Here is a 21,873-nt window from a genome sequence, read left to right on the forward strand (position 1 = left end):
GTGCGTACGCCGAAGGCGGCACCGGATTCCGGTGCCGCCGCCTTCGGCGTACGGGGTGGGGTTCGGCCCGGCGGGCCGTCAGGCGGTGGTGCCCGCCGTCCACTCGGCCCAGCTGAGGTTCCAGCCGTTGAGGCCGTTGGAGGGCTGGATCGTCTTGTCCGGGGAGTTCTTGACGATCACGACGTCACCGACCATGGAGTTGTTGTAGAACCAGGCGGCGGGCGTGTTGGGGTCCCCGGCGCCCTTGGCGTCCTCCAGGCCGACGCAGCCGTGGCTGGTGTTGACCTTGCCGAAGATGCCCTTGCCCCAGTAGTTGCCGTGGATGAAGGTGCCCGACGTGGACAGCCGCATGGCGTGCGGCACGTCCTTGATGTCGTACTCGCCCTTGCCGTCGTCGTCCGTGAAGCCGACGGTGGCACCGTTCATCCGGGTCTCCTTGTACTTCTCGGAGATCACCATCTGGCCGTTGTACGTGGGGTTGTCGGGCCCGCCCGCGGAGATCGGGATGGTCTTGACCGTCTTGCCGTCGCGGGTGACGGTCATCGTGTGGGTCTTGGCGTCGACCGTGGAGACCTGGTTGCGGCCGACCTTGAAGGTGACCGTCTTCTGCTGGACGCCGTAGACGCCGTCCGAGCCCTCGACGCCGTCCAGGGACAGCTTCAGGGTGACGGTCGAGCCGGCCTGCCAGTAGTTCTCGGGGCGCAGGTCGAGGCGCTGGTTGTTGAACCAGTGGCCGACGACTTCCTGGCCGCTGCTGGAGGTCACCTTGATGCCGTCCTGGACGGCCTTGGTGTCGGTGATCGGCTTGTTGAAGTTGATCGAGACGGGCATGCCGACGCCTACGGTGGAGCCGTCCTCGGGGGTGAAGTTCCCGATGAAGCTCTTGTCGGGCGAGACGGTGGTGAAGGAGGAGTTCTCGTGGGCCTCACGGCCCTTGGCGTCCTTCGCCGTCGCGCTGACCTTGTAGGTGGTCGAGCGCTCCAGCTGGGCGTCCGGCTTCCAGCTCGTGCCGTCGGCGGAGAGGGTGCCCGCGACGCTCTTGCCGTCGGCCGAGGTCATGGTGACGGAGGTCAGCTTGCCCTTGGCGACGGTGACCTTGGCGGCGTTGTTGATGCTCGCGTTGGTCGCGCCGTTCTTGGGCGCGATCGTTATCTGCGCCTCGGAGGTCTCCTCGGCCGCCGCCTTGTCGACGTCGGCCGCCTGGGACTTCGAGCCCTCGGGGCTGGGACCGCCCTTGTCACCGCCGTCGTCGCAGGCGGAAAGCACCAGTACGCCGCCGAGCAGTGCGGACGCGGCCATCAGGCCCTTGCGCCGCTTGCTGTCCGTCATCACACGCTTCTCCATCGTTGCCGAAATCCCCAAAAACCCCGAGCAAGGCCGCCCAACGGCGCAACCCCGTCAATGTTCGAGAACCCCTTGTACGGGATCCCCGTTCCACGTCCGCCGAATGTGTGGGGAACACCACTCTTCGACGCCGTGCCGGGGGCGGTGGTTCCCGCGTCCGCGACACGGACCGGCTCCGGTCCGCCGTGAGCGGGTGGGGACGGTGTTCCCGCAGGTCGGACCCGCCGCTCCGGGCCGCCGCAGTCGTCGCCCTCCCTCCCATTGTGCGGGACGGCCGCAACCTCCCTCGCCGTGCACCCGTTCCCCGGCGGCCCCGCCGCCATGCCTTTCCCAGGGCCCTGGCGTGATCCGGATGACGGCCCTAGCATCGGCACGAGCCGGACGTCCGGCCGTCGCAAGGGAGACCGATTCCGTGGCCATTGCCCGCCGCCCACTCCTGACCGCCACCGCCGCGGGAATGCTGCTCTGCGCCCTGTGGTTCGTCCCGTCGGCCAATGCCACGGGCGATACGGGGAGCGCGCCCGGCGCGGCGGCGACAGCGGGCGAACACGGGGACTCCGGCGCGCTTCCCGAGATCGGGCTCAGGCCAGCGGCCCGGTGACCGGCTCCACGGCGGAGACCAGCCCGCCCGCACGCACGAAGGCGTCGGCGGCGGCCAGGTCGGGCGACAGGAAGCGGTCGGGGCCCGGGCCCTCGACACCGGCGGCCCGCAGCGCCTCGATGACGGCGCGCGTGGCGGGGGCCGGGGTCAGCCCCTGCCCGGCGCGCAGCTCGACCGCGCGGGACGCCGCGTACAGCTCGACGGCGACGATCCGGGCGAGGTTGTCCACGGCGGTGCGCAGCTTGCGGGCGGCCGACCAGCCCATCGAGACGTGGTCCTCCTGCATCGCGGAGGACGGGATGGAGTCGGCGGAGGCCGGGACGGCGAGCCGCTTCATCTCGCTGACCAGCGCGGCCTGGGTGTACTGGGCGATCATCAGGCCGGAGTCGACACCCGCGTCGTCGGCCAGGAACGGCGGCAGCCCGTGCGAGCGGTTCTTGTCGAGCAGCCGGTCGGTCCGGCGCTCGGTGATCGAGCCCAGGTCCGCGGCGGCGATGGCCAGGAAGTCCAGGACGTACGCGACGGGCGCCCCGTGGAAGTTGCCGTTGGACTCCACGCGCCCGTCCGGAAGCACGACCGGGTTGTCCACGGCGGCGGCCAGCTCGCGGTCGGCGACGGTCGCGGCGTAGGCGAGGGTGTCCCGGCCCGCCCCGTTCACCTGCGGCGCGCACCGCACCGAGTAGGCGTCCTGGACGCGCGGCGCGTCGCCTGTGACCTCGGCGTGCCGCCCCGTGAGACCGGACCCGGCCAGCACCCGCAGCATGTTGTCCGCGCTGGCGCCCTGGCCGGGGTGCGGGCGGATGGCGTGCAGCTCGGGGGCGAGGACCTTGTCCGTGCCGAGCAGGGCCTCCAGGGAGAGGGCGGCCGTGATGTCGGCCGAGGTGTAGAGCGTCCGCAGGTCGGCAAGGGCCATGATCAGCATGCCGAGCATGCCGTCGGTGCCGTTGAGGAGGGCCAGGCCCTCCTTCTCGCGCAGCTCGACGGGGGCGATGCCGTGCGCGGCGAGCAGTTCGCCGGCCGGGCGGACGGTGCCGTCGGGGCCCTCCGCGTCGCCCTCGCCCATCAGCGCCAGCGCGCAGTGCGACAGGGGCGCCAGGTCGCCGGAGCAGCCGAGCGAACCGTACTCGTGGACGACGGGGGTGATCCCGGCGTTCAGCACGTCGGCCATGGTCTGCGCGACCTCGGGCCGTACGCCGGTGCGGCCGGAGGCGACCGTCTTCAGCCGGAGGAACATCAGCGCCCGGACGACCTCGCGCTCGACGCGCGGGCCCATGCCGGCGGCGTGCGAGCGGACGATGTTGCGCTGGAGCCGGGCGCGCAGCTCGGGGCTGATGTGGCGGCTGGCCAGGGCGCCGAAGCCGGTCGAGACGCCGTAGACCGGCTCGGGCTTGGCGGCGAGCGCGTCCACGATCTCGCGGGCGGCGGCCAGCGCGGCCACCGCGGCGGCGGAGAGCTCGACGCGTGCGTTGCCGCGGGCCACGGCGATGACGTCCTGAGCGGTGGTACCGGACGTCCCCACCACGACTGTATGCATATCCATATTCAGCAGCGTACGTATTGAAACCCTCTATGTCACCAGTGGTCGGCGGGTGGACCCCTTACGCGGACGCCGGCCGCAGGGATCAGTGCTCGGGCGGGTTGCCGCGCAGGTGACGGCGGTCGTGCGGGGACTTCGGCGGGGAGTCCGCCAGCCGGATGACCTCGTCGTCGCGCCCCGCCACCACCGGGCGGTCCGAGCGGGCCGCCTTCGCCCGGTACTGCGCCGCGTCAGCCAGCCGGAACAGCCGCCGGGCCGAGACCACCGGACCGATGTCGTCACCGGTGGACGCGATCCCGCAGGCGACCCCGTTGCCGAACTCAAGACCGGCCGCCCGCTCGCACAGCTCCGTGGCCACGGTGACCACCTCGTCCGCCCCGGGCCCCACCGCCAGCAGACAGAACTCGTCACCGCCCAGCCGGGCCGCCAGTGCGCCGGGCAGTATGGCCCCGCACCGGGACAGGACCGAGCCGAAACGTTCCAGCAGCCGGTCGCCCACCGCGTGGCCGTGGGTGTCGTTGACCCACTTCAGCCCGTTCAGGTCGCAGACGACCAGGCTCACCACCGCGCCGTCCGCCCGGTGCCGCTCCAGGGCCTCGTCGAGCCGCACATCGACGGCCCTGCGGTTGGCGAGGCCGGTCAGCGGGTCCGTGAAGGCCAGCTTGCGGACCTCCTCCAGGCGCTCGGTCTGGGCGAGCCCGGCGGCCACCACGGCGGCCAGCACCGTCGCGAAGTCGGCGTCCGCCCTCCCGAAGACCGGCTCGCCCACCGGCCGTGCCACGTACAGCTCACCCCAGGCCCGCCCGTGCAGCACGATCGGCGCGACCACACAGCAGCCCCGCCCGCGCCGGCGCAGCGCCGCGACCCGCTGGTGGCAGTAGCCGGGCCCGTACCCGTGCCCACCGGCCGCCGGATCCCGGCCCGGCTCCCCGTCCACCGGCCCCTCGGCGGTCTCCACCCAGGCGTCCGGCTCACCGCCCCCGGCCCACCGCTCGTGCAGGAACTCGGTGATCTCCGGGAACCGGTGGACCGGATAGACCTCCTCCTCGGGGAACTCCTCCTCACCCTCGGCCCGCTCACCGGCGTTGACCAGGACCTTCAGCCGGCCCCGGTCGCGCTCCCAGACCGAGAGCGCGGCGAAGCCGCCGCCCAGCGCCTCGCAGGCCCCCAGGGCGGCCGCTCGCCAGCACCCCCGGGGCGTCTGCGCCGCGGCCATCGTCTGCGCCAGCGAGACCACGGCGCGCAGTCGTGCGTCGTCACCACCCATTGCGCCAGTTTAGGGCGAAATGGCCTCAGCGATCACTCGGCGACTCCGGAGCGTGATCATTTCGCCCGGGGATGGATACCCAGGGTCACTCTCCCGGCCAGTTCGCCTTCCGCTTCTCGTTGAACGCGGCCACGCCCTCCGCCCGGTCCCCGGAGAAGGCCACCGACCGCCACGCGGAGTCCTCGACCTCCAGGCCCGCCCGCAGGTCGAGCCCGTGCCCGAGCCGCAGCGCCCGCTTGGCCGCCCGCAGCCCGACCGGCGAGTTGGCGGCGATCCGGCCGGCCAGGGCCAGCGCCTCGGCCCGGTCCTCGCCCTCCGCCACCAGCTCGTCCACCAGGCCCAGCTCCCGGGCCTCGGGGCCGCACACCCGGCGGGCGCTGAAGATCAGCTCCGCGGCGCGCGCGGCCCCGACCCGGCGGGGCAGCAGCTGGGTGCCGCCGCCGCCCGGGATGACGCCGACGGAGACCTCGGGCAGGCCCACCAGGGCGGTCGGGTCGGCGACGATCAGGTCGCAGGACAGGGCCAGCTCGAAGCCGCCGCCCAGGGCGAAGCCGTGCACGGCGGCGATCGTCGGCATGGGCAGCTCCAGCACACCGGTGTAGGCGGCGCGCGCGGTGGGCCGCTGGCGCACCAGGTCGGCGTCGCTGAAGGAGTTGCGCTCCTTGAGGTCCGCGCCCACGCAGAACGCCCGCTCATGGCTGGAGGTCAGGACGGTGACGCGTACGTCCCGGTCGGCGGCGAGCGCGTCACAGGCGGCGGCGATCGAGCGGGCCATGTCCGTGGACACCGCGTTCATCGCCTTCGGCCGGTCGAGAACCAGCTCGGCGACGTGATCGAGCCCCTCGTGGGCCCGGACGACGACGAACTCCCCGAACCGCTGCTCGGACGTGACGGTCATGCTGCACCCCTGTCGGTTAACGAGCGTTACCGAAGGGATCCTAGAGCTCTCCCCCGAAAGGGTGTGCGGAACAGCTCAGGACGTGCCGCGCCGGGCCAGCAGCCAGGGTTCGACCACGCCGAGGCCGCGCACCGGGCGCTGCCACATCGGCTGGAGGCCGTAGCGGTACTTCGGCACCGGGACCACCTCGGCGTCCGGCCCCTCCTTCTCGGCCCGCTCGGCCGCCGCCGCGGCCTCCTCGGCCGCCCGCGCCTCGGAGACCGGGGCGTCGCCCGTACGCGTCAGCTCCTCGGCGAACGCCCCGTCGACCAGCACCGCGTCCTTGGGCGCTATCGAGGTGAGCCGGCTGGCCAGGTTCACGGTGGTGCCGAAGACATCGCCCATCCGGGTGGTGACCGTGCCGAAGGCGATGCCGACCCGGAGCGCCGGCATGGTCTCGTCCACGGCCATCGCCTCCACGAGGCGCAGCGCGATCTCGGCGGCCGTCCCCGCGTCGTCGGCGGCGAACAGGACCTCGTCGCCGAGGGTCTTGATCAGCCGGCCGCCGTGCGCCGCGACCAGGTCGGCGCAGGTGGTCTCGAAGGACTCGACCAGCTCGCCGAGCTCCTCCTCCTCCAGGCGGCGGGTGAGCCGGGTGAAGCCGACGAGGTCCGCGAAGCCCACGGCGAGGCGCCGGTCGACCATCTCGTCGTCGTCGGCCGCCTGCACGACCCGGCCCGTGGCGGCGGCGAGCTGGCGCCGCCACACGTACACCAGGAACTCCTCCAGCTCGGGGAGGAGCAGTTCGACCAGCGGGTACGTGACCTCGGTGCGGGTCATGCCCGGCTCGGGGGGCTCGGTCAGGCCCTCCAGGAAGGAGTCGATCTGCCATTCGGCCAGCCGGGCGGTGGTCTGCCCGGTCGACCGGGCGACCTGGATCGCCATCGGCTCGCTGAGCAGCCCGGCCTCCACGAGACCGGAGAGCCTCCGCAGGGCCAGCACGTCGGCCTCGGTGAGCGCCTTGGCCTGTCCGATGTCCGCGAAGCCCATGGCCCGCCAGAAGCGGGAGGCCAGGTCCATGGAGACGCCCGCCGTGCGGGCTGCCTGGAACGGCGTGTAGCGGCGGTCGGCGCCCAGGATCAGCTGTTCGAGCCGGATCGCGAGGGGGTCGTCGGTCGGCTCGGCCGTGTGGTCGACTTCGTGGTGCGGTGTGGCGTGCACCGAGGAGTCCGACGACTGCTGCTCTCCATCGCCGGAGGTCGTGTCGTCGACGGTCACCAGCCGCCTCCTGCCCGTTCCCTGCGCACTGCCCTGCCGATCTGTCCGTCGGTGGATCACCTCAACGATACGGCAGGTGTGCCCTACCTCACGTCCTCAGGGCACGGGGCCGGGGCGCCCCGGGCTCAGGTCAGGCCGCCCGCCACGCCCCGGAGGTGCACGATGTCGCCCGCGGAGACCGGTTCGCGCAGTCCGTCGCCGGTGGACAGGACGAGCCGCCCGTCCCCGTCGACGGCGACGGCCTCGCCGGTGAGCGTGCGGTCGCCGGGCAGCTGGGCCCGTACGGCCTTGCCGAGGGTCGCGCAGCCGGCCGCGTACGCCTCCTGCACCCCGCTCGCGGCGGGGTCGCCGTCCGCGTCGCGCCACAGCCCGTACCAGTGCTCGACCGAGCGCAGGATGCCCCGCAGCAGCGTCTCGCGGTCGGTGGAGACCGCACCGGCCAGGGCGAGGGACGCGGCGGTGGGGGCGGGGAGCTCGTCGGCGCGCAGCGAGACGTTGAGGCCGATGCCGATGACGACGCCGTCGCCGGCCCGCTCGGCGAGGATGCCGCCGGTCTTGCGCTCCTCGCCACCCATCGTGACCAGCAGGTCGTTGGGCCACTTCAGGGCCATGTCGACGCCCGCCGCGCGCGCGAGGCCGGTCGCCGCCGCGACGCCGGTGAGCAACGGCAGCCAGCCCCAGCGCTCGGCGGGCACGTTCTCCGGGGTCAGGTAGAACGAGAAGAAAAGGCCGGAGCGGGCCGGGGCGGTCCAGGTGCGCTCCAGGCGCCCGCGCCCGGCGGTCTGCTCCTCGGCGACGAGGACCGTGCCCTCGGTGAGGTCCGCCGCGCGCGCGGCGAGATCCGTGTTGGTGGAGCCGGTCGACCCGACCACGTCGAGCGCGGTCCACAGCGAGCCGGGCCGCAGCAGTCCGCGGCGCAGCGCGGGGACGTTGAGGGGCGGCCGGTCGAGGTCCGACCAACGGCTCTGTGGCGCATCCGAAGGTGTCATGCAAGCCACCCTAGGTGTGTCAAAGGACGCACTGCCGAACCGTATCCGCGCCGATACGCTACGGCTCAGTAGCTGTTCGTCAGCAGATCAGCAGCCAAGTCGTCCCCGTGACCAGGCAGGGAGCCGCCACCCGATGTCCGAGCCGGAAGAGACCGACGTCCACACGACCGCGGGCAAGCTCGCGGACCTGCAGCGCCGTATCGAAGAGGCGACCCACGCCGGGTCGGCGCGCGCGGTGGAGAAGCAGCACGCGAAGGGCAAGCTGACGGCGCGCGAGCGCGTCGACCTCCTGCTCGACGAGGGTTCCTTCGTGGAGCTCGACGAGTTCGCCCGGCACCGATCGACCAACTTCGGCATCGAGAAGAACCGGCCGTACGGGGACGGCGTCGTCACCGGCTACGGCACGGTCGACGGCCGTCCCGTCTGCGTGTACTCGCAGGACTTCACCATCTTCGGCGGCTCGCTGGGCGAGGTCTACGGTGAGAAGATCGTCAAGGTGATGGACTTCGCGCTGAAGACCGGCTGCCCGGTCATCGGCATCAACGACGGCGGCGGCGCCCGCATCCAGGAGGGCGTCGCGGCGCTGGGGCTCTTCGCGGAGATCTTCCGGCGCAATGTGCACGCCTCGGGTGTGGTCCCGCAGATCTCGCTGATCGTCGGCCCGTGCGCGGGCGGCGCGGTGTACTCCCCCGCGATCACCGACTTCACGGTGATGGTCGACAAGACCTCGCACATGTTCATCACCGGCCCCGACGTCATCAAGACGGTCACCGGTGAGGACGTCGGCTTCGAGGAGCTGGGCGGAGCCCGTACGCACAACACCACCTCGGGCGTCGCGCACCACATGGCGGGCGACGAGAAGGACGCCATCGAGTACGTCAAGTCGCTGCTGTCCTACCTGCCGTCGAACAACCTCTCCGAGGCCCCGGCCTTCCCGGAGGAGGCCGACCTCGCGGTCAGCGACGAGGACCGCGAGCTGGACACGCTGATCCCGGACTCGGCGAACCAGCCGTACGACATGCACACCGCGATCGAGCACGTGCTGGACGACGGCGAGTTCCTGGAGACCCAGGCCCTGTTCGCGCCGAACATCATCACCGGTTTCGGCCGCGTCGAGGGTTACCCGGTCGGCATCGTCGCCAACCAGCCGATGCAGTTCGCCGGCTGCCTGGACATCAACGCGAGCGAGAAGGCGGCACGTTTCGTCCGCACCTGCGACGCGTTCAACGTGCCGGTGCTGACCTTCGTGGACGTGCCGGGCTTCCTGCCGGGCGTCGACCAGGAGTACGGCGGCATCATCCGGCGCGGCGCCAAGCTGATCTACGCCTACGCGGAGGCGACGGTCCCGCTGATCACGGTGATCACGCGCAAGGCGTTCGGCGGCGCGTACGACGTCATGGGCTCCAAGCACCTGGGCGCCGACATCAACCTCGCCTGGCCGACCGCGCAGATCGCCGTCATGGGCGCGCAGGGCGCGGTGAACATCCTGCACCGCCGTACGATCGCCGCCGTCACGGACGCCGACGAGAGGGCGGCCACCCGCGCCGAACTGATCGCGGACTACGAGGACACCCTCCTCAACCCGTACGTGGCGGCCGAACGCGGGTACGTGGACGCGGTGATCATGCCCTCCGACACCCGCGCCCACATCGTGAAGGGCCTGCGCCAGCTCCGTACCAAGCGTGAGGCGCTGCCGCCCAAGAAGCACGGCAACATCCCCCTCTAGAAAGGGTCCTGGCCATGATCAAGGTCGTACGGGGCAACCCGACCCCGGAGGAACTGGCCGCGGCGCTCGCGGTGGTACAGGCCCGTGCGGCGGCGGTCTCCGCCGTGTCGTCCGGCACCCCGGAACCGCCAGCGGGCTGGTCCCACCCGAGCCGTCTGGCCCGCAGCGGCCGCCATCTGCCGGGTCCGCGCGCCTGGGCCCGTACGTACTGGCCCGCGTAACCGCTGGTGACACCCCCTGGGGGCGGCGGTTGAGTACGCGTACTCAGGCGCCGCCCGAGGCCCCCGCAGCAGGATCGGACCATGCTCTGGTCCGACCCCGAGAACGAGCCCCCCGAGGAACTCCGCGACGCGGAGACGATGATGCGCCGAGCGGGCCTGGTCCTGGCCCTCGCCATGGTCGTCGCGATGTTCGTCCTGGGCACGCGTTGAGGCACGTCGAGCCCTTCCGGCGATCGAGGAGCGGGGGCCCGGGGGCGGCGCCCCCGAGACGGCCGGCGTCCGTACGATGGCGCCCATGACCGCACCCCGCCGCCTCGTCCTCGCCTCCGCCTCCCCCGCCCGCCTCGGCCTCCTGCGCCAAGCCGGCCTCGCCCCGGAGGTCATCGTCAGCGGCGTCGACGAGGACGCCCTCACCGCCGACACCCCCGCCGAACTCGCCCTCGTCCTCGCCCAGGCCAAGGCGGCCGTCGTCGCCGCGCTCCCCGAGGCCGCCGGCGCCCTGGTCATCGGCTGCGACTCGGTGCTGGAGCTCGACGGACAGGCGCTCGGCAAGCCGGCCGACGCCGAGGAGGCCACCGCCCGCTGGAAGTCGATGCGCGGCCGCGCCGGAATCCTGCGGACCGGGCACAGCCTGACGGACACCACGACCGGCCGCACGGTCTCACGGACGGCGTCCACCACGGTGCGCTTCGGCGAGCCGACGGACGCCGAGATCGCCGCCTACGTGGCCTCCGGCGAACCGCTGCACGTGGCGGGGGCCTTCACTCTGGACGGGCGCTCGGCGCCGTTCGTGGACTCCATCGAGGGCGACCCGGGCAACGTGATCGGGCTCTCGCTGCCGCTGCTGCGCCGCCTGCTGGGCGAGCTGGGGATCGCCGTCACCGACCTCTGGGCCTGAGCGGCAGTCAGGCCGGCGCGGGGGCGGCCGGCTGCTCGGGCCGGGGCTCGGGCTCGGGCAGCGGCTCGGGACCGGCCGGCTCGGGACCGTACGCCACGAGGGCGAGCACGATCAGGCCGAGCGCCACCATCATCCAGGCGAAGGCCCCCCAGCCGACGAGCCCGACCGTCAGCGCGCCGAGCACGCCGTGGACGACCGCGCAGCAGATCAGCAGGATCCGGGCGACGCGCCCCGGAGCGCGGTCGCGGGCGCCCGCCAGCACGAGGAACGCGGCGCACAGGAGCAGGAAGAGCCCGGAGACCCCGCCGAGCACCCAGGTGCCCTTGGACATCGCCCCGGGGTCCGTACCGGCGAGGGACATGTCCTGGTTCTTCACGACCGTGCCCAGGACCACGTTGATGATCACGATGCCCACGGCTTCCACGGCCAGCACGAGCGCGGCCAGGAAGGCCACCAGTCTGCGCACCACGACACTCACCCCCTGTTACCAGCAGTACGTGCGATAGCGCGGACCCTACTAACGGGTAATGGCCACGACAAGAGCCGTGCGCAACCCGGACGTACCCCCGTCTCTCCGGGCTTTCGTGGGTCGGGCAAAGAATTACCCACCCCTTAGTGGGAACTCCACAAAGAATCACCGTAAGTCGCTGCCCGTGCCGATAGAGACCTGGGCCACACCCGGTCGCTACTGTGCGGTTTCAGTACCCGGCGTACCGTGGTGGCACAAGGGATTTCGCGACTTGAGCGCGCCTCGAATCACACTCCGTGTGGGCAAGCTCACCATTGGGGACGGGTCGTAGGACCGTGTCGGTAGTCCCTAAACTCAGCTTGTTTCAAGGAGGGAGCCATCGTGCGCAAGGTGCTCATCGCCAACCGTGGCGAAATCGCTGTCCGTGTTGCCCGGGCCTGCCGGGACGCGGGTATCGGCAGCGTGGCCGTCTACGCCGATCCGGACCGTGACGCTCTGCACGTCCGTGCGGCCGACGAGGCATTCGCTCTGGGCGGTGACACCCCGGCGGCCAGCTACCTGGACATCGCCAAGGTGCTCCAGGCGGCCAAGGACTCCGGGGCGGACGCGATCCACCCGGGTTACGGCTTCCTCTCGGAGAACGCCGAGTTCGCCCAGGCCGTGCTGGACGCCGGTCTGACGTGGATCGGCCCGCCGCCGCACGCGATCCGGGACCTCGGTGACAAGGTCGCCGCCCGCCACATCGCGCAGCGCGCCGGCGCCCCGCTCGTCGCGGGCACCCCGGACCCGGTCTCGGGCTCCGAGGAGGTCGTCGCGTTCGCCGAGGAGCACGGTCTCCCGATCGCGATCAAGGCCGCCTTCGGCGGCGGCGGCCGCGGCCTGAAGGTCGCCCGCACGCTGGAGGAGATCCCGGAGCTTTACGACTCCGCCGTCCGCGAGGCGGTCGCCGCGTTCGGGCGCGGGGAGTGCTTCGTGGAGCGCTACCTCGACAAGCCGCGCCACGTGGAGACCCAGTGCCTGGCCGACACCCACGGCAACGTGGTCGTCGTCTCGACGCGTGACTGCTCGCTCCAGCGCCGCCACCAGAAGCTCGTGGAGGAGGCCCCGGCCCCCTTCCTCTCCGACGCGCAGAACGCCGAGCTGTACGCGGCGTCCAAGGCGATCCTGAAGGAGGCCGGCTACGTCGGCGCCGGCACGGTCGAGTTCCTGGTCGGCATGGACGGCACGATCTCCTTCCTGGAGGTCAACACGCGCCTCCAGGTGGAGCACCCGGTGACCGAGGAGGTCTCCGGCATCGACCTGGTCCGCGAGATGTTCCGGATCGCCGACGGCGAGGAGCTGGGCTACGACGACCCCGCCTCGCGCGGTCACTCGTTCGAGTTCCGGATCAACGGCGAGGACCCGGGCCGGGGCTTCCTGCCGGCGCCCGGCACGGTGACCCGGTTCGACCCGCCGAGCGGTCCGGGCGTCCGCCTGGACGCGGGCGTGGAGTCCGGCTCGGTCATCGGCCCCGCCTGGGACTCGCTGCTCGCCAAGCTCATCGTGACCGGCGCGACGCGTGAGCAGGCGCTCCAGCGTGCGGCGCGCGCCCTGGCGGAGTTCCACGTCGAGGGCATGGCGACCGCCATCCCGTTCCACCGCGCGGTCGTGGTGGACCCGGCGTTCACCGCCGACCCGTTCCGCGTCCACACCCGCTGGATCGAGACGGAGTTCGTCAACGAGATCAAGCCGTTCGCCGCGCCCGCCGACGCGGAGGCCGACGAGGAGTCCGGCCGCGAGACGGTGGTCGTGGAGGTCGGCGGCAAGCGCCTGGAGGTCTCGCTGCCCTCCTCGCTCGGCATGAGCCTGGCCCGTACCGGCCTCGCGGCGGGCGCCAAGCCCAAGCGCCGCGCGGCGAAGAAGTCCGGTTCGGCGGTCTCCGGTGACACCCTGGCCTCTCCGATGCAGGGCACGATCGTGAAGATCGCCGTGGAGGAGGGCCAGGAGGTCAAGGAGGGCGACCTGATCGTCGTCCTGGAGGCCATGAAGATGGAGCAGCCGCTCAACGCGCACCGCTCCGGCACGGTCAAGGGCCTGGCCGCCGAGGTCGGCGGCTCGGTCTCCTCCGGCGCCGTCATCTGCGAGATCAAGGACTGACCCGCCTCTTCCCCGCCGGTGCCCCGGTCATGTCGTCGGACGTGACCGGGGCACCGGCGCATTCGGGGGACGGGGGCCGCCCGCACGATGGCATCCTGGAGACCGGGGAGACAGGAGGGACCGCACCATGGCGACGAGCCAGGCAGGGGCACCGGCCCGGCCCATGCGTGCCGACGCGCGCCGCAACTACGGCCGGCTGCTGGCGGAGGCCCGTACCGCCTTCGCGGAACACGGCACCGACGCGTCCCTGGAGGACGTCGCCCGGCGGGCGGGGGTGGGCATCGGCACGCTGTACCGCCACTTCCCGACCCGGCACGCGCTGATGAGCGCGGTGTTCCAGGAGGCGGTGACGGCGCTGATCACCCGCTCCCGCGAACTGGCCGGCTCGGACCGGCCGTGCGCCGCGCTGGTGGAGTGGCTGGGCGCGATCGTCACCCACGCGGGCGAGTACCGCGGCCTGGCCCAAGCCCTCATGTCCACGTGCCGCGACGAGAGTTCGGCCCTGGCCCGGTGCAACACCCCGCTGCGCGAGGCGGGTTCGAACCTTCTGACCCGCGCCCAGTCGTCGGGCGCGGTCCGCCCGGACGTCTCGATAGACGACCTGATGCAACTGACGAATGCGATCGCCCTGGCGGCGGAGCAGTCCTCGGACGACCCGGGACTGGCGAACCGCCTCCTGGCACTGACGCTGAGAGGGCTGCATCCGGGCCCCTCCGACGGCACACCGAAGGCGACCACCGGCAGCACACCAAGCCCCTCCGGCGATTGAGGAGCGGGGTCCGGGGGCGGCGCCCCCGAGCTACCGCCGCCGCAGGTCCGCCACCCGCGCCCGGTCCCGGTCACCGGGCCCCGCCGACTCCCCGAGCGCCCGCAACGGCTGCCCCTGCGTACGCCGCTGCCCGGGCAACGGCATCTCGCGCCTGGCGGGCCGCCCGCCCGCCGCCCCGGGATCGGCCGCGGCCGACGAGGCCGCTCCACCCCCCGCGACAGCGATCCGTACGCCCTGGTCCGCCAGCGCCTGCAACTCCGCCGCCGACCGGTCGTCGTGCGCGGCGGGCTCGTCCGTCACCAGATGGGTGATGAGATCCGTGGGCACGGTCTGGAACATCGTGTCGGAGCCCAGCTTCGTGTGGTCCGCGAGGACCACCACCTCCGCCGCGGCCTGCACCAGCGCCCGGTCCACGCTCGCGGAGAGCATGTTGGACGTGGAGAGCCCGCGCTCGGCGGTGAGCCCGCTCCCGGACAGGAACGCGCGGGAGACCCGCAGCCCCTGGAGGGACTGCTCGGCCCCGCTGCCCACCAGGGCGTAGTTGGAGCCGCGCAGGGTGCCCCCGGTCATCACCACCTCGACCCGGTTGGCATGGGCCAGCGCCTGGGCGACGAGCAGGGAATTGGTGACGACGGTCAGACCGGGAACGCGCGCGAGCCGGCGGGCCAGCTCCTGCGTGGTCGTACCGGCGCCGACGACGATGGCCTCGCCCTCTTCGACGAGGCCGGCGGCCAGGTCGGCGATGGCGGTCTTCTCCGCGGTGGCGAGATGGGATTTCTGCGGAAAGCCGGACTCCCGCGTAAAACCGCCCGGCAAGACCGCACCGCCGTGCCGGCGGTCGAGGAGTCCTTCTGCCTCCAGCGCCCGCACGTCCCGCCGTACGGTCACTTCGGAGGTCTGGACGACGCGGGCGAGCTCACGGAGCGATACCGCCCCGTTGGCGCGCACCATTTCGAGGATCAACTGACGACGTTCTGCAGCGAACACGAAACTGACAGTAACGTGACCGCGCGAGACTTTTCAGCAGTTTGCGCCGAATTGCAGAAGTTGTACATACAGGCGGTCACCAAGTGGTATAGGAGACCGCCATGTTGTCGTCTCCTGATCGAACGGCGGCCCGAGCCGCCCGACTTGGCGGGAGTTGCCGGGGAATGCCGGGCCGTGACCCGGGGTCCCCGGCCCCGTCACGCCTCGCCCGTGCGCTTACGGCTGTGCAACTGGCGGGCCACTTCCGCGATCGATCCCGACAGGGACGGGTACACAGTGAAGGCGTTTGCGATCTGCTCGACCGTCAGATTGTTGTCGACGGCGATCGAGATGGGGTGGATCAGCTCGCTCGCCCGGGGGGCGACGACGCAGCCGCCGACCACGATGCCGGTGCCGGGGCGGCAGAAGATCTTGACGAAGCCGTCCCGGATGCCCTGCATCTTCGCGCGCGGGTTGCGCAGCAGCGGCAGCTTGACGACCAGCGCCTCGATCTTGCCCGCGTCGACGTCCGCCTGGCTGTAGCCGACGGTGGCGATCTCCGGGTCGGTGAAGACGTTCGAGGACACCGTCTTGAGGTTCAGCGGGGCCACCGCGTCGCCGAGGAAGTGGTACATCGCGATGCGGCCCTGCATGGCGGCGACGGAGGCGAGCGCGAAGATGCCGGTGACGTCACCGGCCGCGTAGACGCCGGGCGCGCTGGTGCGGGAGACCTTGTCGGTCCGGATGTGCCCGGAGTCCTTGAGCTGGACGCCGGCCTCCTCCAGGCCCATGCCCGCGGTGTTCGGGATGGCGCCGACGGCCATCAGGCAGTGCGTGCCGGAGATGACCCGGCCGTCGGCCAGGGTCACCTCGACGCGGTCGCCGACGCGTTTGGCGGACTGGGCGCGGGAGCGGGCCATCACGTTCATGCCGCGCCGCCGGAAGACGTCCTCCAGGACGGCCGCCGCGTCGGGGTCCTCGCCGGGCAGCACCCGGTCGCGGGAGGAGACGAGGGTGACCCGCGAGCCGAGGGCCTGGTAGGCGCCGGCGAACTCGGCGCCGGTCACACCGGAGCCGACGACGATGAGCTCCTGCGGCAGCTCGTCGAGGTCGTAGACCTGGGTCCAGTTCAGGATGCGCTCGCCGTCGGGCTGGGCGTCCGGGATCTCCCGGGGGTGCCCACCGGTCGCTATCAGCACGGCGTCGGCGGTGAGGGTCTCCTCCGTGCCGTCGGCGGCCGTGACGACGACCTGGCGGGAGCCGTCGGCGGCCTGGAGGCCCTCCAGACGGCCGCGTCCGCGCATGACGCGGGCGCCGGCGCGGGTGACGGAGGCGGTGATGTCGTGGGACTGGGCGAGTGCCAGGCGCTTGACGCGGCGGTTGACCTTCCCCAGATCGACGCCGACGACGCGCGCCGCCTGCTCCATGTGCGGGGTGTCGTCGGCGACGATGATGCCCAGCTCCTCGTACGAGGAGTCGAAGGTGGTCATCACCTCAGCCGTCGCGATCAGGGTCTTCGAGGGCACGCAGTCGGTGAGGACGGACGCGCCGCCGAGGCCGTCACAGTCGACGACGGTCACCTCCGCGCCGAGCTGGGCGCCCACCAGTGCCGCCTCGTACCCGCCGGGTCCGCCGCCGATGATCACGATCCGGGTCACGAAAAGTCCGCCTCGCGTTTCTCGTCCCACGGCCGTCTGCTGCCCCGGCCGGGGGTCCGGGGGATCGCCCCGGGGGAATGCAGTACGTACTTCATTGTCCCGCACGCGCCAAGGTGCTTCTCCCCGGGGCCCTCCATACGTGCGCCGGGGCGCACGGCGCACGGACGCGGTGGGCGCGTCCGTCCCCTTCGCGCCTCCCCTCGGGGGGCGTTCCTCACAGGAACCGGCGTACCCGCCGTCACCTCCCGTACCCTCGATCCCATGTCGCTCTACGCCGCGTACGCCGGCAACCTCGACGCGCGGCTGATGACGCGCCGCGCCCCGCACTCACCGCTGCGCGGCACCGGCTGGCTGAACGGCTGGCGGCTGACCTTCGGCGGGGAGCAGATGGGCTGGGAGGGAGCGCTGGCCACCGTGGTGGAGGCGCCCCGCTCGCAGGTGTTCGTCACCCTGTACGACCTGGCTCCCATGGACGAGGACTCCATGGACCGCTGGGAGGGCGTCGGCCTCGACATCTACCGGCGCATGCGGATCCGGGTGCACACCCTGGACGGCGAGGAACCGGCCTGGATCTATGTGCTGAACGGTTACGAGGGCGGCCTGCCGTCCGCCCGTTATCTGGGCGAGATCGCGGACGCGGCCGAATCGGCGGGCGCGCCGCACGACTACGTGATGGAACTGCGCAAGCGCCCCTGCTGACGGGAGGGGCGGCGAGGGGCGGGGCGACCTGCCCCTTCTCAGTTCCCGCGACCCCCGGTTGTCGGAACACACGAACGAATCCCGCAAGACTCTGTACAGGGGCATCTACGCGCGTAGGGATTCAGCGGTTACGCTCATCCGCGTGAACGCATCAGTTATTCCGGACCACATCCAGGGCGACCCGTACGCCGCCGCCGCCGACGCCGCCGCCCGCCTGCGCGAGCTGACCGGTGCCGAGACTCACGACGTCGCCCTCGTGATGGGCTCCGGCTGGGCGCCGGCCGCTGCCGCGCTCGGCGTTCCGGCGGCCGAGTTCCCGGTGACCGCCCTGCCCGGCTTCCCGGCGCCCGCCGTCGAGGGCCACGGCGGCACGATCCGCTCGCACGTGATCGGCGACAAGCGCGCCCTGGTGTTCCTGGGCCGCACGCACTACTACGAGGGCCGTGGCGTCGGCCCCGTCGCGCACGGGGTCCGCACCGCGGTCGCCGCGGGGTGCCGCACGGTCGTCCTGACGAACGGCTGCGGCGGCCTGCGGGAGGGCATGCGCCCCGGGCAGCCGGTCCTGATCAGCGACCACATCAACCTCACGGCGGCCTCGCCGATCGTCGGCGCGAACTTCGTGGACCTCACCGACCTGTACTCGCCGCGCCTGCGCGCGCTGTGCAAGCAGGTGGACGAGACGCTCGAAGAGGGCGTGTACGTGCAGTTCCCCGGCCCGCACTACGAGACTCCGGCCGAGATCAACATGGTCCGCGTGATGGGCGGCGACCTGGTCGGCATGTCCACGGTCCTGGAGGCGATCGCGGCCCGCGAGGCGGGGGCCGAGGTCCTCGGCATCTCCCTGGTGACGAACCTGGCGGCGGGGTTGAGCGGGGAGCCGCTCAACCACGAGGAGGTCCTTCAGGCGGGGCGGGATTCCGCGACGCGGATGGGGTCCCTGCTGGCGCGCGTGCTGGACCGGATCTGAGACCCGGCCCCGTTTCGGGTCCGCTGCCCCCGTACCCCCGCTGCCCGATCGCCGCAGGGGCTTGATTTTCGCCACGCCAGGCGATTCCGGCCCCGCCGGCGTCTGAGGCGCGGGGTCCGGGGCGGCGCCCCGGTTTCGGGAAGCGTGGGGTCTCCCCTGCTCGAACGAAGGCGAGAGCTCGGGGGTGGGTAGGGAAAACAGCCCCGCCGCAGGCGCCCGCACCGAACCGCCCACCCGCGCACCGCATACGAAAGGCATCCCGTGACGACACCCCCGGACCTCCTCGCCCGCGCCAGCGCCTGGCTGGCGGAGGACCCCGACCCCGACACCCGCGAGGAGCTCGCCAAGCTCATCACCGCCGAGGACATCCCCGAGCTCACCACCCGCTTCGCGGGCACCCTCCAGTTCGGCACCGCCGGGCTCAGGGGCGAGCTCGGCGCGGGCCCGATGCGCATGAACCGCTCCGTGGTCATCCGCGCCGCCGCCGGCCTCGCCGCGTACCTGAAGGACCAGGGGCAGACCGGCGGTCTCGTCGTCGTCGGCTACGACGCCCGCTACAAGTCCGCCGACTTCGCGCGGGACACCGCCGCGGTGATGACCGGTGCCGGACTGCGCGCCGCCGTACTCCCCCGCCCGCTGCCGACGCCCGTCCTCGCGTACGCCATACGGCATCTGGGCGCCGTCGCCGGTGTCGAGGTGACCGCCAGCCACAACCCGCCCCGCGACAACGGCTACAAGGTCTACCTCGGCGACGGCTCGCAGATCGTGCCGCCCGCGGACGGCGAGATCGCCGCGGCCATCGCGGCGGTCGGTCCGCTGGACACCGTGCCCCGCCCGGAGACCGGCTGGGAGACCCTGGGCGACGAGGTCTTGGACGCGTACCTGACCCGTACGGACGCCGTGCTCGACGCGGGCTCGCCGCGCACCGCCCGTACCGTGTACACCGCGATGCACGGCGTCGGCGCCTCCGTGCTCACCGCCGCGTTCGACCGGGCCGGCTTCCCGGCCCCGGTGCTCGTCGCGGAGCAGGCCGAGCCGGACCCCGCGTTCCCCACCGTGGCCTTCCCCAATCCGGAGGAGCCCGGCGCGATGGACCTCGCGTTCGCCACCGCGCGCCGCGTGAACCCGGACCTCGTCATCGCCAACGACCCGGACGCGGACCGCTGCGCCGTCGCCGTGCCGGACCCGGCGGCGGACGGCGGCTGGCGGATGCTGCGGGGCGACGAGGTCGGCGCGCTGCTCGCCGCGCATCTGGTGCGCCGGGGCGCGACCGGCGTGTTCGCGGAGTCGATCGTCTCGTCCTCGCTGCTGGGCCGGATCGCCGAGAAGGCGGGCCTGGGCTACGAGGAGACCCTGACGGGCTTCAAGTGGATCGCCCGGGTCGAGGGGCTGCGTTACGGGTACGAGGAGGCGCTCGGCTACTGCGTGGACCCGGAGGGCGTCCGCGACAAGGACGGCATCACGGCCGCGCTGCTGGTCGCCGAGCTCGCCTCGGTACTCAAGGAGCAGGGCCGCACGCTCCTGGACCTGCTGGACGACCTCGCCCTGGAGCACGGGCTGCACGCGACCGACCAGCTGTCGGCACGGGTCGAGGACCTGTCCGTCATCGCCGACGCGATGCGCCGCCTGCGCGAACAGCCGCCGGCCGTACTGGCGGGGCTCTCCGTCGCCTCGGCCGAGGATCTGTCGCAGGGCACGGACCGGCTGCCGCCGACCGACGGGCTGCGCTACCGGCTCGACGGCGCCCGGGTGATCGTCCGCCCGAGCGGCACCGAGCCGAAGCTGAAGTGCTACCTGGAGGTCGTCGTACCGGTCGGCTCCACGGACGCGCTGCCGGCGGCCCGCGCCCGGGCCACGGAGCTGCTGACCGGCATCAAGCGCGACCTGGCGGCAGCGGCGGGCATCTGAGGGAGGGGGTGGCCGGGGCCCGGCCACCCCCCGCCCGTCCCGTCAGCCCGCCACCCGCGCCATCCACGCCTCGACCTCGTCCGCCGAACGCGGCAGCCCGGCCGACAGGTTCTCGTGGCCGGACTCCGTGACGACGAGGTCGTCCTCGATGCGGACGCCGATGCCGCGCCACTCCTCCGGGACGGTCAGGTCGTCCGGCTGGAAGTACAGCCCGGGCTCGACGGTCAGCACCATGCCCGGCTCCAGCACCCCGTCGACGTACGCCTCGTTGCGCGCCCGCGCGCAGTCGTGGACGTCCAGGCCGAGCATGTGACCGGTGCCCGCCATGGTGAAGCGGCGCTGGAGGCCGAGTGCGTACGCCCGCTCGGCCGGGCCCTCGATGAAGCCCCACTCCACGAGCCGGGCCGCCAGGTGGCGCTGCGCGGCCTCGTGGAAGTCGCGGTAGTGGGCACCCGGCTTCACCGCGGCCATTCCCGCCTCCTGCGCCTCGTACACCGCGTCGTACACCTTCCGCTGGAGCGGTGTGAACGTGCCGCTGACGGGAAGGGTGCGCGTGACGTCGGCGGTGTAGAGGGTGCGGGTCTCCACGCCGGCGTCGAACAGGAGCAGGTCGCCGGGGCGCACGGGGCCGTCGTTGTCCGTCCAGTGCATGATCGTGGCGTGGTCGCCGGCGGCGCAGATGGAGCCGTAGCCGACGGCGTTGCCCTCCAGGCGGGCGCGGCGGAAGAACGTGCCCTCGATCCAGCGCTCCGAGGTCGCGACGGCCCCCGAGAGGTCGCCGATCGCGTCGGTGAAGCCGCGCACGGTGGAGTCGACGGCCTTGCGCAGCTCGCCGAGCTCCCACGCGTCCTTGACGAGGCGGAGGTCGCTCAGCGCCTCCGCCAGCTCGGCGTCCCGCTCCTCGTCGGTGACGACCGCCCGCTCCAGGGCCGGATCGACACCCCGGACGATCCGGGTCGGCACCTGGCTCCCGGCGCCGGGGGCAGCCGCACCGGCGGCCAGCGTCTCCGCCGCCGAGCGGACGTCGCGGCAGGGCAGGCCGAGGACCCGCGCGGACTCGGCGAGGGTGCGGCGGCGCCCGGTCCACAGCTCGGCCGTGGCCCCGGTCCAGAACCCGTCGTCGTCCCGGCTGTCGCGCGGCAGCTGGAAGCAGTAGGCGTCGTGGCCGCCGTCCGCCCGGGGCTCCAGGACCAGGGCGCCGTCACGGGCCTGGTCGCCGGTCATGTGGACGTAGCCGGAGTAGGGGCGGAAGGGGTAGTCGTCGTCGTTCGACCGGGTCTTGAGGTTCCCGGAGGGGATGACGAGGCGTTCGCCGGGGAAGCGCGCGGAGAGCCTGGCGCGCCGGGCGGCGGCATGGGGTGCCTGCTCGTCGGGGACGAGGTCGTGCCGTTCGGTGTCGGCCCATCCGGTCCGCATCAGCGCGGAGAGTTCTTCGGAGATCTCCGGGTAGAGCCCGTTCTTCCGGCCTTTCGCCACGTCATGCTCCCTGTCTCGACGGGGTGGGCCGCCGGTGGCCACCGGCGTCTCCCGGACGTTATCGCCGGCGGGGCGGCGCGGGTGCGC

20 protein-coding genes are annotated in these 21,873 nt (G+C 72.6%); 10 read left to right on the forward strand and 10 right to left on the reverse strand.

Annotated features, from left to right (window positions below; all coding sequences use genetic code 11):
- Positions 1-78 precede the first annotated feature (78 nt).
- A complete protein-coding gene (locus ACN6LM_RS18145; RefSeq protein WP_445066397.1) occupies positions 79-1,329 on the reverse strand; it encodes a L,D-transpeptidase in 1,251 nt (416 codons plus the stop codon).
- A gap of 427 nt (positions 1,330-1,756) precedes the next feature.
- Here ACN6LM_RS18145 and ACN6LM_RS18150 point away from each other — a divergent pair, with 427 nt between their 5' ends.
- Positions 1,757-1,945, forward strand: a complete 189-nt coding sequence (locus tag ACN6LM_RS18150; RefSeq protein WP_445066398.1) for a hypothetical protein — start codon at positions 1,757-1,759, stop codon at positions 1,943-1,945.
- Here the strand turns inward: ACN6LM_RS18150 and hutH are convergent.
- From hutH to ACN6LM_RS18175, 5 genes are all read right to left on the reverse strand, one after another.
- Positions 1,926-3,479: a histidine ammonia-lyase gene (gene hutH / locus ACN6LM_RS18155; protein ID WP_445066450.1), complete on the reverse strand. Its 1,554-nt coding sequence runs from the start codon at positions 3,477-3,479 to the stop codon at positions 1,926-1,928. The genes ACN6LM_RS18150 and hutH overlap by 20 nt on opposite strands.
- Before the next feature lie 88 nt (positions 3,480-3,567).
- Positions 3,568-4,749, reverse strand: coding sequence for a diguanylate cyclase domain-containing protein (locus ACN6LM_RS18160; protein ID WP_445066399.1), 1,182 nt, complete (start codon positions 4,747-4,749; stop codon positions 3,568-3,570).
- Positions 4,750-4,834: 85 nt separating this feature from the next.
- On the reverse strand, positions 4,835-5,647 hold the full coding sequence (locus ACN6LM_RS18165) for an enoyl-CoA hydratase/isomerase family protein (protein WP_445066400.1): 813 nt from the start codon (positions 5,645-5,647) through the stop codon (positions 4,835-4,837).
- Between the two features lie 75 nt (positions 5,648-5,722).
- Complete coding sequence (locus tag ACN6LM_RS18170) at positions 5,723-6,904, reverse strand: adenylate/guanylate cyclase domain-containing protein (RefSeq protein ID WP_445066401.1); 1,182 nt, start codon at positions 6,902-6,904, stop codon at positions 5,723-5,725.
- Positions 6,905-7,029: 125 nt separating this feature from the next.
- On the reverse strand, positions 7,030-7,893 hold the full coding sequence (locus tag ACN6LM_RS18175; protein ID WP_445066402.1) for a biotin--[acetyl-CoA-carboxylase] ligase: 864 nt from the start codon (positions 7,891-7,893) through the stop codon (positions 7,030-7,032).
- A gap of 133 nt (positions 7,894-8,026) precedes the next feature.
- On the opposite strand from ACN6LM_RS18175, the gene ACN6LM_RS18180 reads away from it, so the two are divergent.
- From ACN6LM_RS18180 to ACN6LM_RS18195, 4 genes are all read left to right on the forward strand, one after another.
- Positions 8,027-9,619: an acyl-CoA carboxylase subunit beta gene (locus tag ACN6LM_RS18180; protein ID WP_445066403.1), complete on the forward strand. Its 1,593-nt coding sequence runs from the start codon at positions 8,027-8,029 to the stop codon at positions 9,617-9,619.
- 14 nt (positions 9,620-9,633) lie between these two features.
- Positions 9,634-9,840 (forward strand): acyl-CoA carboxylase epsilon subunit, encoded by a 207-nt coding sequence (locus ACN6LM_RS18185; protein ID WP_383227875.1) that lies wholly within the window; start codon positions 9,634-9,636, stop codon positions 9,838-9,840.
- 81 nt (positions 9,841-9,921) lie between these two features.
- A complete protein-coding gene (gene mmpB / locus ACN6LM_RS18190; RefSeq protein WP_445066404.1) occupies positions 9,922-10,050 on the forward strand; it encodes a morphogenic membrane protein MmpB in 129 nt (42 codons plus the stop codon).
- 76 nt (positions 10,051-10,126) lie between these two features.
- Positions 10,127-10,738, forward strand: a complete 612-nt coding sequence (locus ACN6LM_RS18195) for a Maf family protein (protein WP_445066405.1) — start codon at positions 10,127-10,129, stop codon at positions 10,736-10,738.
- Between the two features lie 7 nt (positions 10,739-10,745).
- Here the strand turns inward: ACN6LM_RS18195 and ACN6LM_RS18200 are convergent, their stop codons facing one another.
- Positions 10,746-11,216, reverse strand: a complete 471-nt coding sequence (locus ACN6LM_RS18200; protein WP_445066407.1) for a hypothetical protein — start codon at positions 11,214-11,216, stop codon at positions 10,746-10,748.
- A 372-nt stretch (positions 11,217-11,588) separates the two neighbouring features.
- Between ACN6LM_RS18200 and ACN6LM_RS18205 the strand changes: the two genes are divergently transcribed.
- Positions 11,589-13,343, forward strand: a complete 1,755-nt coding sequence (locus ACN6LM_RS18205) for an acetyl/propionyl/methylcrotonyl-CoA carboxylase subunit alpha (protein ID WP_445066408.1) — start codon at positions 11,589-11,591, stop codon at positions 13,341-13,343.
- A 127-nt stretch (positions 13,344-13,470) separates the two neighbouring features.
- A complete protein-coding gene (locus ACN6LM_RS18210) occupies positions 13,471-14,112 on the forward strand; it encodes a TetR/AcrR family transcriptional regulator (RefSeq protein WP_445066409.1) in 642 nt (213 codons plus the stop codon).
- Positions 14,113-14,142: 30 nt separating this feature from the next.
- Here ACN6LM_RS18210 and ACN6LM_RS18215 read toward each other — a convergent pair whose 3' ends face one another.
- Positions 14,143-15,099 (reverse strand): DeoR/GlpR family DNA-binding transcription regulator, encoded by a 957-nt coding sequence (locus tag ACN6LM_RS18215; protein ID WP_445066410.1) that lies wholly within the window; start codon positions 15,097-15,099, stop codon positions 14,143-14,145.
- A gap of 197 nt (positions 15,100-15,296) precedes the next feature.
- Entirely contained in the window at positions 15,297-16,736 is a 1,440-nt protein-coding gene (locus ACN6LM_RS18220; protein ID WP_445066412.1) for an NAD(P)H-quinone dehydrogenase, read from the reverse strand.
- Positions 16,737-16,997: 261 nt separating this feature from the next.
- Between ACN6LM_RS18220 and ACN6LM_RS18225 the strand changes: the two genes are divergently transcribed.
- The 3 genes from ACN6LM_RS18225 to ACN6LM_RS18235 all read left to right on the forward strand — a co-directional run bounded on the left by ACN6LM_RS18225 (position 16,998) and on the right by ACN6LM_RS18235 (position 20,310).
- Positions 16,998-17,435, forward strand: a complete 438-nt coding sequence (locus ACN6LM_RS18225) for a gamma-glutamylcyclotransferase (RefSeq protein WP_445066414.1) — start codon at positions 16,998-17,000, stop codon at positions 17,433-17,435.
- A 142-nt stretch (positions 17,436-17,577) separates the two neighbouring features.
- Positions 17,578-18,402, forward strand: coding sequence for a purine-nucleoside phosphorylase (locus ACN6LM_RS18230; RefSeq protein ID WP_164403026.1), 825 nt, complete (start codon positions 17,578-17,580; stop codon positions 18,400-18,402).
- A 261-nt stretch (positions 18,403-18,663) separates the two neighbouring features.
- Complete coding sequence (locus tag ACN6LM_RS18235) at positions 18,664-20,310, forward strand: phospho-sugar mutase (protein ID WP_445066415.1); 1,647 nt, start codon at positions 18,664-18,666, stop codon at positions 20,308-20,310.
- 42 nt (positions 20,311-20,352) lie between these two features.
- Here ACN6LM_RS18235 and ACN6LM_RS18240 read toward each other — a convergent pair whose 3' ends face one another.
- On the reverse strand, positions 20,353-21,786 hold the full coding sequence (locus ACN6LM_RS18240; RefSeq protein ID WP_445066416.1) for an aminopeptidase P family protein: 1,434 nt from the start codon (positions 21,784-21,786) through the stop codon (positions 20,353-20,355).
- Positions 21,787-21,873: the final 87 nt, after the last annotated feature.

Source organism: Streptomyces sp. SAS_281 (assembly GCF_052542855.1).

Excerpts from the sequence above, each read along its gene's own strand:
- ACN6LM_RS18145 (WP_445066397.1), bottom strand. The coding sequence starts at position 1,329 with ATGACGGACAGCAAGCGGCGCAAGGGCCTGATGGCCGCGTCCGCACTG.
- hutH (WP_445066450.1), bottom strand. The coding sequence starts at position 3,479 with ATGCATACAGTCGTGGTGGGGACGTCCGGTACCACCGCTCAGGACGTC.
- ACN6LM_RS18160 (WP_445066399.1), bottom strand. The coding sequence starts at position 4,749 with ATGGGTGGTGACGACGCACGACTGCGCGCCGTGGTCTCGCTGGCGCAG.
- ACN6LM_RS18165 (WP_445066400.1), bottom strand. The coding sequence starts at position 5,647 with ATGACCGTCACGTCCGAGCAGCGGTTCGGGGAGTTCGTCGTCGTCCGG.
- ACN6LM_RS18175 (WP_445066402.1), bottom strand. The coding sequence starts at position 7,893 with ATGACACCTTCGGATGCGCCACAGAGCCGTTGGTCGGACCTCGACCGG.
- ACN6LM_RS18180 (WP_445066403.1), top strand. The coding sequence starts at position 8,027 with ATGTCCGAGCCGGAAGAGACCGACGTCCACACGACCGCGGGCAAGCTC.
- ACN6LM_RS18185 (WP_383227875.1), top strand. The coding sequence starts at position 9,634 with ATGATCAAGGTCGTACGGGGCAACCCGACCCCGGAGGAACTGGCCGCG.
- mmpB (WP_445066404.1), top strand. The coding sequence starts at position 9,922 with ATGCTCTGGTCCGACCCCGAGAACGAGCCCCCCGAGGAACTCCGCGAC.
- ACN6LM_RS18195 (WP_445066405.1), top strand. The coding sequence starts at position 10,127 with ATGGCGCCCATGACCGCACCCCGCCGCCTCGTCCTCGCCTCCGCCTCC.
- ACN6LM_RS18210 (WP_445066409.1), top strand. The coding sequence starts at position 13,471 with ATGGCGACGAGCCAGGCAGGGGCACCGGCCCGGCCCATGCGTGCCGAC.
- ACN6LM_RS18225 (WP_445066414.1), top strand. The coding sequence starts at position 16,998 with ATGTCGCTCTACGCCGCGTACGCCGGCAACCTCGACGCGCGGCTGATG.